A 10,000-nucleotide genomic window follows, 5' to 3' on the forward strand; every position below is an offset into this window, starting at 1 on the left:
ACAAAATGACCATGATTATCATAATCATAGTCATTTTATTCTTGTTGCTTAATTGCTATAATATTTTGTATTGCAATTAACTATTTAATTCTTCAATTTCTAATTGAACGTTTTCCCAATCTTCTAATAATTGCTCTAATTCTTTTTTCTTCTTTTCATAAGCTGCAAAAAAAGTAGCGTCTTCAATATGTTTGTCATAATTAGACGCTAAGGCTTTATCATCAGCTTGAATGCCTTTTTCTAATTGTTGAATTTGACTTTCAATTTTACTTAATTTATTTTGAAGCGCTTTCGCTTTCTTTTGATCTTCGTATGAGATGCTTTTTACAGCTTTCGCATTTTGAGATTGTGCATTCACTACGACATCTTTCTTTTCAATTTCACGCATATTCATAGCGTTTTTCTGTTCTAAGAAGAAATTGATATCACCTAAATATTCTCTAATTTTTTGATCTTTGAATTCGTATACAATATTTGACATTCCTTGCAAGAAATCACGGTCGTGAGATACTAACAACAATGTTCCTTCAAATTGCTGTAAAGCGGCTTTTAAAACGTTTTTAGACTTAATATCCAAGTGATTTGTTGGCTCGTCCATTACTAAAACATTAATCGGCTGTAAAAGCAATTTACAAAGCGCCAAACGATTTCGCTCGCCTCCCGAAAGTACTTTTACTTTTTTCTCTACTTCATCACCACGGAATAAAAATGCACCCAACATATCACGTACTTTTGAACGATTGGTATCAGTTGCGGCTTCTAACATTGTATCTAACAATGTTTTTTCTCCATCTAAATATTCTGCTTGATTTTGAGCAAAATATCCTAATTGCACATTATGTCCGAGTTTGATGGTTCCTTCATATTCAAATTCGTTCACAATCGCCTTCATGAAAGTCGATTTTCCTTGACCATTTTGCCCAACAAATGCTACTTTACTTCCACGTTCTACTAAAAGCGAAATATCTTTTAAGATTACTTTATCGCCATACGCTTTGGTAACGTGTTCCGCTTCTACCACAACTCTCCCTGGCGTTTGTGAAACTGGAAACGAAATATTCATTACCGAATTATCGTCTTCATCGACTTCAATTCGTTCTACTTTATCTAATTTTTTAATCAACGATTGTGCCATTGAAGCTTTAGAAGCTTTGGCACGGAATTTCTCGATTAACTTTTCAGTTTCTTCGATTTTTTTGGCTTGATTTTTTTGGGTTGCCAATTGCTTTTCGCGAATTTCCTGACGCAACACTAAATATTCCGAATATGGTTTACTAAAATCGTAAGCTTTTCCTAATGAAATTTCGATGGTTCGATTCGTTACATTGTCCAAAAACATTTTATCGTGCGAAACGATTACCACAACTCCAGGGAAATTTCGTAAAAATCCTTCTAACCAAATGATACTTTCAATATCCAAATGATTCGTTGGCTCATCTAAAAGTAAAATATCGTTAGATTGTAATAACAGTTTTGCCAATTCAATACGCATTCTCCATCCACCTGAAAAAGTATCGGTTTGGTTATCGAAATCCTCTCTTTTGAATCCTAAACCTAACAGAATTTTTTCGGTATCACCTACATAATTGTAACCTCCAAGAACTTCATAATGGTGCGTAACATCACTTAATTCTTCAATCAAATCAGAATATTCCTGACTTTCATAATCGGTACGAGTAACTAATTGGTGATTGATTTCATCAATTCGGAATTCGGCACGTTTAATTTCTTCGAAAGCCATATACGCTTCCTCTAAAACCGTTCTTCCTTTTACGAAATCAATATCCTGACGAAGAAATCCGATTTTCACTTCTTTTTCTGTTGCAATAGTTCCACTGTCAGGTTTAAAATCACCCGCAAGCATTTTCAACATGGTTGATTTTCCTGCACCATTTTTCCCAACAAGACCTACTCTGTCACCAGAACCTAATCTAAAAGTTACTTCTTCAAAAAGATAGGTTCCACCAAATGAAACCGATAAATTATGTATATTTAGCATATTGATTGTTACAATTGTTACACATAGAATTGTTAGTTATTGTACCTTTGTGTAAAATATTTTGCAAATGTTAAAAAAAGGATCCAAATTAAATAGTATTTTAACAGGAAGTTGTCCAACTTGCCATGAAGAAAGCATGTATTTAGACAAAAATCCGTATAATGTTCTAAATGTGTACAAAATGCACGAAAATTGTAGTCATTGTGGAACCAAATATAAAATAGAACCGTCGTTTTTTTATGGTGCCATGTATGTAAGTTATGGCCTAGGAATTGCTTTTGGAGTAGCTGCATTTATTATCACCTATTTCTTTGTTGGAGAAAAAGATTTAGTAAACAATTTTATCGCAATAATCATTACTTTAATAGTATTTATGCCCGTAATTATGAGATTATCTAGAAATATATGGATAAATCTGTTCATGAGTTACGACAAAGATTGGAAACAACACAAGGGCGAAAAGAAAGCCACACTTAGATAAATAAAAAACCGAAACAAATTAGTTTCGGTTTTTTTTATAGCATCGTATTATATCAATTTCCTTTTCTAACGGAATATCATTTTCAATATGCTGAAATAATTGATTGGCTAAATAAGGACCAAGCATTACACCGCGAGTTCCTAAACCATTTAAAACATGTAATTGAGAATGTGTGGGATGTGTTCCAACTAAAGGCCTCCTATCTTTAACTGTAGGTCGAACACCTGCAAAATGTTTCACAATTTCAAAATCGCATGAAATTAATTCGGATAATTTTTCGATTAATTCTTGTTTTCCTTCTTCGGTTGGAGTGTTAGTTTTATCTTTCCAATCATAAGTAGCCCCGACTTTATACAAATCATTTCCAATTGGAAGTATAAATACACTTGATTTTATCACCACGTCTAAATCTAAATTGGGTGCTTTGATGATCAGTAATTCACCTTTGGTTCCATCCAAAGGCAAATCATTAAAATAAGGATTGGCATGTAATCCAAAACCTTCAGCAAAAATGATGTGTTTGGCTTTTATATTTTTATATTGAATTCCGTCTTCTAAAAATTCGATTTCATCATAGTTAAAACCTTCATTAGAAAAACAATTTAAGCCTTGCAAATATTTAGTATAGGCTTCAATCAAAGTTGAGATTTCTAAATAGCCCGTATGATTAACCTTTCCGTAGTGAAATGGAGAAGCAATATTATTATAAGAACTTGTAATTAGTTTAGCGTCTAAAAATGGAGCTAAATTTGGTTTATCTGCTGCTTGAAACCAATTATTTTGTTCTTCAGCAGAATATAATTTACGAAGTATTGGCAATTCAAAATCAAAAACTACATTCAACTTGGATTGCATATCATGGTACAAAGGAAAAGCAAAATCAATTTGCTCCTTAGCTTTCCAAACTTCACTGAAACGTTTTAAAACTACAGGATTGTACAAACCTCCAGCTACACGAGATGAAGGTTGCGAATTGTTATCAAAAACAAAAACTGCCTTATTGTTTTGTAAAGCAATTTCCGCAAATGAAATTCCAGCTAAACCATTTCCAACTATTATAAAATCTATCATGGTGTAAAATTAAAAAACTCTTACCAAATGGTAAGAGTTTTTTAAATGAAATTGGAGAAATACTATTAATAATTCCACATATCTTGTTCAAAGTCACGAATCTTTTCTTTAACACGATCTGATTCTAACAATTGCATTTGAGCGTTTTCTTTCATGTAATCAGCAATCTTACGATCACCGTAAACATTTTCTTCTAGATAAATCATTCCACTAAAACGACGTGCGTTTAATAAATGGTCGAAAGAAAATGGCATTGCAGAGTTTCTATTGTTGAATGCTTTAGCTTCATGCAAAATATCTCTAGTTGATGGGAAATAAACCCAGAACAAATCAATATATTCTAATTCAGCATCATTATTCTTTTTAGAGAAAACGTCTGGAACAACTGGACAAATACCTAATAATCTGTATTTTAACTCACCTTGTCTTTTATCGAAATACCAATATCCAACAATACGGTAAGCACTTACATCATAAGCTTCAATCTCAGTTTTTCTGATAAACTCTTCATCAATTTTCTTCGTACCTTTTCTATAAGCTTCCATATCCTCATTCATTTGTTCACGACCTACGTCAGTAGTATCAACTGTGAATAATGAAGATTCAATATCCTTAAGTGTCTTTTTAGTAGTAAAATAACTTGAGTCATAAACTTCCGTAATTTTACCTTCTTTGATTCCACTAATTAGAACATTATAAAGAGGTCTTCTATCTGGTGAAGACATAACATCACCTTCAACTGGGAAATAAAGAGGAAAGTTTACTCTCTCATCAAGATCAACAAATTCCCAAATACGTTTTCCCATTAAGATATCTCTATCATGAACATATCCATAAGGTAAAGGTTTATCGTTATCAGCGCTTAACTCAGCTTCTGTTTTCTTCCCGATTTGATCAGGTGTCTTAGCATTTAATAAGTTTGACTGAGCAAAAGTAGTAGCACTTAAACCTAATACTAAAATTGCAATACTATTTCTCCAATTCATTTTATTCATTTTTTATTTGGTTTAAAATATAAACTCAAATTAATTTAAATTATTGTATTTCGTAAGTACAAATAGATACTTTCTTAGCCATCTGATCAATACCAGTAAAACTAGCTTTGATTTCAGAAATAACTACTACATCACCTTTTTGTGCTTTAGCAATTGCAGATTTAGCTCTAGCATCCATTCTATTACCACTTACTACAATTGTAGGTTGACCAGGAACTTTAACGTTAAATTGAGTTACGTTAACTGTAACTGGGAAATCGAAATCTTCCATAACAGCAGTAACAGAACAAACTTCTAAGTTCGATTTTGGACCTTTATTTTTCTCAGATCCACCAACTTTTCCTGTTGGAGCAGGTAAACCTTTGATTCTGAAAACTTGTGAACTAGTCATCGCTTTACCATCAGGCATTGTAGCATTAACGTTAATTTTAACTTCGCTACCAGCTTGAGGTTTTAACATGAATTTACCATCACCAACTTTAGACATTCCAGGAGCACTAGCATTAACTTTGTTAGAAGCAATACCAGGTACAGAAATAGAAATTGGATTAGGAACGCCACGATAAACTACATTCATTTTATCAGCAGAAATAATAGCTTGGTTTGGTCTAGGAACAACAACATATTTACCTTCGAATTTTAATGGAATTTCTTTACCATCTTCCATGAAACCAAATTCACCAGCAATATTTTGCTCTCCAATTCCTCCAGCTGTCATCGAAATAACTGCTTGACCATTTTCAATTTTACCAGGACCTTTGAATGATGTTGGTACAGTATTAGCATCATAACGACCCAATACAACTTTACCTGTTACTTGCTCACCAGCGAAATATGCATTTTTATCTAAAACCACAATTGCTTGGAAATTTTTCATAGAAGCAGCAGATTTTAACGCATTTCCTAAGAATAAATTATAAGCACCAGCTTCAGTATTTTTAACATCATTTTGCATAGCAGTTAAAAATGTAAGAGTAGAAACCGCAGGAAATCCTTTAGTTTTATAATCTAAAAATTTAACTTTAACGTTTTCACGGTTAGTGATATCAGCAGTAGAAAATTTCTTTTCGATTTCTTTAATAAAAGGAATGTATTTCACATCATTTCCTAATACTTTTTTGATATCAGCAACATATTTATCAATTTTTGAAACGATTTCAGTTCCTCTAGGGCTATACCCATCACCTTGAAACCATTTTTCATCGATTGTTGATTTATCCATAGATTCAAAAGGTAATTTACCAGTTTTTTCATCTGGAGTAATACCTTCTGTAACTTCGGCTTTAACAGTTTCTAAAAAAGCAACAAAATCCTTAGAAATTTTAGCTACTTCTTTAGCTTGTTTTGCAGGTACAGCATATTTTGCTGGCTCATCTGCCGCTTTAGTATCTAAAGCACTTAATAATGTTGCATTAGCTTGCTCAGTTAATACATTTGACTCAGTAAATTTGTCATTGAAATTACCAAAAGCAGTCAACACTTCTTTTGACATATTCAATGCCAACATTGCGATGAAAACCAAGTACATCAGGTTAATCATCTTCTGTCTAGGGGTTAATTTTCCTCCTGCCATTTTTCCTTAAATTAGTTTTTTAATTAATAAAATATTTAATGATAAAACTAATTATCCTCTGTTACTCATAGCAGATAACATACCTCCATAAACTGCATTTAAAGATGCGATATTAGAAGTCATCGATTGCATTTGCTCTTTCAATTTAGCAGCATTTTCTGCAATTTCTTTATTAGCTTGTGCATTTCTGTCAGCACTTTCTAATTGAATTTTATATAAATTGTTTAAAGCTTCCATTTGAGCTGCAGCTGTAGACATTTCTTCAGCATATTTCTTTTGTCCTGCCATAGCATCAACTGTTGGAGAAATTGATTTAGCAGCTCCTTCGAAATTTTTGATACTATTTCCTAAGCTTGCCATTAATTCACCATCAATTTTAGCTTCTTTTAACATATTATCTAATTTTTGAGATAATAAACCTTGAGCTTCAGTTGGGTTTTCTTTTTTATCTCTTGGTTTAGCTTCTCCACCTGCTAATTCAGGGTAAACTAAAGACCAATCTAATTCGTGTTCTACTGGTTCAAAAGCTGATAATGCGAAAATCGCTGCTTCTGTTAATAAACCGATTACAAGCATTGGTCCTGCACCTGGCCAGTGCATTAATTTGAATAATGCTCCAACGATTACTACTGCCGCTCCCATTCCGTAAAGGAATCCCATCACTTTTTTGCTTAAAATTGCCATAATAAATAAAATTTAGTTAGTTAAGTTAATTATATAATAAAATTGGTTAAATACTATTTTGGTCTAGTTCCAGTTGCCGCTGTACCCATATAATCTTGTACAGTTCTGAATCCAATATAACTTCTTGCAGAATCCGCATACTCATAATCACGAGTAGAAACTTGTAAGAAATAAGCAACATCTTTCCAAGAACCACCACGAACCACTTTTCTTTGATTTTTCTTATCTGCAACATGTGGATTCATTGTTGAAACGAATTCATAAGCTTCAGCATAATAAGAAGACTCTGTCCATTCAGAAACATTACCAGCCATGTTGTACAAATTGAAATCATTTGGCTCGTAAGATTTAGCTTCTACAGTGTACAAAGCACCATCAGCTGCGTAATCTCCACGATTTGGTTTGAAGTTAGCCATAAAACAACCTCTATCATTTTTAGCATAAGGACCACCCCAAGGATAAGTTCCACCTTCAATTCCACCTCTAGCAGCATATTCCCACTCAGCCTCTGTTGGTAAACGGAATGAGTTTACTTGATCTCTTCCTTTTTTCTTTTTAATATAAGCATTTTTATACATTGTTCTCCAAGCACAAAATGCTTTAGCTTGATTCCAAGAAACACCTACAACTGGATATTCTCCATAAGCTTGATGCCAAAAATAATCATTATGCATTGGCTCATTGTATGAGTAAGCGAAATCTTTTATCCAAACTGTTGTATCAGGGTAGATTTCAATAGGTGGCGCATCTTCATAAAAGTTTTTACGTCCTTTTTTCTTAACAGCCTTGTTTAAATCAACTTGGTTATACTTGAATTTTAGCTTAGAAGCATCAATTGTCTTTAACCCATTATAAGACTCAGATTCAGGTAAATACATTGAATCCATTACCTCAACATAAAACTCATCTGGATATTTAGATGGTTCTTTGATAAGTTTAATTTTACTATTTAATTTTCTACCTGCATAGATATCATCATCAGTACCTACACTATAGTAGTTCTCATACATGTATTTATCATAAGGAGTCATTCTCTCAGGATCTACATCTGCAAAAGCATAATTCCCAATACCATCTCCTTGTTTTTTTCCTTGCTCATCTGCAAGAATAGCCAATCGCGTTCTGATTGTTGAATCTTTTACCCATTCAACAAACTTACGATACTCGCTATTTGTAATTTCCGTTTCATCCATATAGAATGAACGAACCGTAACTGTCTTAGTAGGTGCGTCTTGAATGTTAGCTAAATCATCATCGGCTTTACCCATAATAAAAGCTCCACCAGGGACTAACGTCATTCCGTAAGGTTTCTCGGGATGCCATTTTCTCCCTTTAACTCCTACTAATTCTCCTTTATCGCCTTTACCACAACTGATAAATAATGACAAAATTGCTGAAAATGCAACAAACTTCTTCATATAAACTTGGGTTAAATGTAATTTCTATTTAAGGGCGTAAACCTATTCAATAATTTTGAAAAAAACAACATTTTTTTAAAAAACGTGCAAAAAATATTGAATTTTAGCATTACACCTGTTTTAACAATGCTTTAACACTTTGAAAATAACGCCTTTTACAAAATATTCCTCCTTTGTGCTTTCCACCATCTCTCTGGAATTTCTTGCTCGCAAGCTGCTAAATAATCTTCATGTGTGCAAGGTAATAACGTATTTCTTTTTAATTTATTGTTAACATTTGTTAAAAACGGTATTTCTATCCACCATCTTGCGGTTTTATTGCTCTTGTAAAAGATTAATTCTTCCTCTTCTATAGGCACAATATACTTTATATAGTTCTCTTTTGTGCCAAATGGATACTCATTTGAACGGAAACAAAATCCTTCTATAAAATACCACAACATTTGAGCGGTCAAAACAACTTCATTTCCATTTGGATTAAAATTAAAAATCCCAAAAGAAGTTACTTTATCGCTAATTCCAGCGTAACGAGATAATGCACAAATTTCCTTTCCAGTGAAACCATTAGGATTAAAAACATCAAAATTTCCAGAATAGGAAGATTGAACGGAATGCATATCAACACTTACTAAATCAGCATCTCTAAAAACGGGTTCTGCCACCACAATATTATTTGAAACTTCACCTAAACGATAGGCTTCAAAGTATAATTTCTCGATTAAATCGATTTCTTCTTGCGAATTAAAATAGGTTTGAAAACCTAAATTACTGAAATTAAATAGATTATTAGGTTCTTCTACGATAATTTTCGACAAATAAGACTCCGAATCCAATTTATTCTCCTTAGAAAAATCAAATTGATTGTCTACGGAAACCAAATTTACCATTTGATCTAAATTATCATAACCGCGATACATCGAATAAGTTAAATCTTGACTTCCTCCTATAACAACTGGTATAATTCTTTTTTTAATCAACTCAGCTACTAAACTTTTTACAACAAAATAGGTATCTTCAATGCTTGCTCCTGCTTCTATAGTTCCTAAATCTACAATTGAAGCATTCCAATTTCCAGGAAAAAGACTGTAAAATTGCTTTCTAAAGTAGTCAAAAGAAAAATCATCATTGTCTTTTTCACTTCCTCTAAATTCATTAACCGTGATTATAGCTATAGCAACATTGTCCAAAACCGGAAAATCGGTTTGGGTATGAAACACCACTTTTTTTCCCAATGTTTGATTGGATAATGTTGCAATGTATTCTTCTACAGAAGTTGAAATAGGTTGTAAAAAATCAAAAACCATTGCTTATTTCTTTTTAGCGGTTGTTTTCTTAGCTGGTGCTTTTTTTGTCGCTGTCTTTTTAGCTGGTGTTTTCTTTTCAATCATTTCTTGAACTTGAGCCAACGTCAATTTACTTGCATCAACATCTTTACTCAATTCAATTTTGATTTTACCTTTTGTAATCACAGAACGACCCCAACGTGCTTTTTCCACTTTGATTCCTTCCTCTTTCCAATCGTGAAGTACTTTATCAATATCCTTTTGTTGTTTTTCTTCGATTAACTCATTCAAATCTGACTGAGATAAATTATCGAAGTTGTATTTCTTATTGACATTGATAAACATTCCATTCCATTTGATGAAAGGTCCAAAACGCCCCACTCCTTTTTGAATTGGTAATCCATCATAAGTTCCAATTGGCGCATCCGCTTGTACTTTCTCATCAATCAAACCTTGAGCCGTTTCCATAGTAACATCCATTGGATCTACTCCTTTT

The 10,000-nt window shown here is 32.8% G+C and carries 9 protein-coding genes; 1 reads left to right on the forward strand and 8 read right to left on the reverse strand.

The annotated features are described in order from the left end of the window. Nucleotides 1–76: 76 nt before the first annotated feature. Nucleotides 77–1,999, reverse strand: a complete 1,923-nt coding sequence (locus LDL23_RS07660) for an ABC-F family ATP-binding cassette domain-containing protein (RefSeq protein WP_291265173.1) — start codon at nucleotides 1,997–1,999, stop codon at nucleotides 77–79. A 67-nt stretch (nucleotides 2,000–2,066) separates the two neighbouring features. On the opposite strand from LDL23_RS07660, the gene LDL23_RS07665 reads away from it, so the two are divergent. Further along, nucleotides 2,067–2,480 (forward strand): DUF983 domain-containing protein, encoded by a 414-nt coding sequence (locus LDL23_RS07665; protein WP_035692565.1) that lies wholly within the window; start codon nucleotides 2,067–2,069, stop codon nucleotides 2,478–2,480. Between the two features lie 18 nt (nucleotides 2,481–2,498). Here the strand turns inward: LDL23_RS07665 and LDL23_RS07670 are convergent, their stop codons facing one another. The 7 genes from LDL23_RS07670 to LDL23_RS07700 all read right to left on the reverse strand — a co-directional run. After that, entirely contained in the window at nucleotides 2,499–3,551 is a 1,053-nt protein-coding gene (locus tag LDL23_RS07670) for an FAD-binding oxidoreductase (protein ID WP_291265174.1), read from the reverse strand. Between the two features lie 65 nt (nucleotides 3,552–3,616). Next, the gene (gene gldN / locus LDL23_RS07675; protein WP_026724179.1) at nucleotides 3,617–4,537 is read right to left on the reverse strand and encodes a gliding motility protein GldN; all 921 of its coding nucleotides are present in this window, start codon (nucleotides 4,535–4,537) and stop codon (nucleotides 3,617–3,619) included. 49 nt (nucleotides 4,538–4,586) lie between these two features. Then, complete coding sequence (gldM, locus tag LDL23_RS07680; RefSeq protein ID WP_291265175.1) at nucleotides 4,587–6,119, reverse strand: gliding motility protein GldM; 1,533 nt, start codon at nucleotides 6,117–6,119, stop codon at nucleotides 4,587–4,589. A gap of 51 nt (nucleotides 6,120–6,170) precedes the next feature. After that, a complete protein-coding gene (gene gldL / locus LDL23_RS07685; RefSeq protein WP_291265176.1) occupies nucleotides 6,171–6,803 on the reverse strand; it encodes a gliding motility protein GldL in 633 nt (210 codons plus the stop codon). Between the two features lie 53 nt (nucleotides 6,804–6,856). After that, a complete protein-coding gene (gene gldK, locus LDL23_RS07690; protein ID WP_291265177.1) occupies nucleotides 6,857–8,221 on the reverse strand; it encodes a gliding motility lipoprotein GldK in 1,365 nt (454 codons plus the stop codon). 155 nt (nucleotides 8,222–8,376) lie between these two features. Next, nucleotides 8,377–9,525: a formimidoylglutamase gene (locus LDL23_RS07695; protein WP_291265178.1), complete on the reverse strand. Its 1,149-nt coding sequence runs from the start codon at nucleotides 9,523–9,525 to the stop codon at nucleotides 8,377–8,379. Between the two features lie 3 nt (nucleotides 9,526–9,528). Further along, on the reverse strand, nucleotides 9,529–10,000 hold a 472-nt coding region (locus LDL23_RS07700), incomplete at its 5' end, for a topoisomerase C-terminal repeat-containing protein (protein WP_291265179.1).

The organism is Flavobacterium sp. (genome assembly GCF_020217025.1).
Lineage (GTDB): Bacteria > Bacteroidota > Bacteroidia > Flavobacteriales > Flavobacteriaceae > Flavobacterium.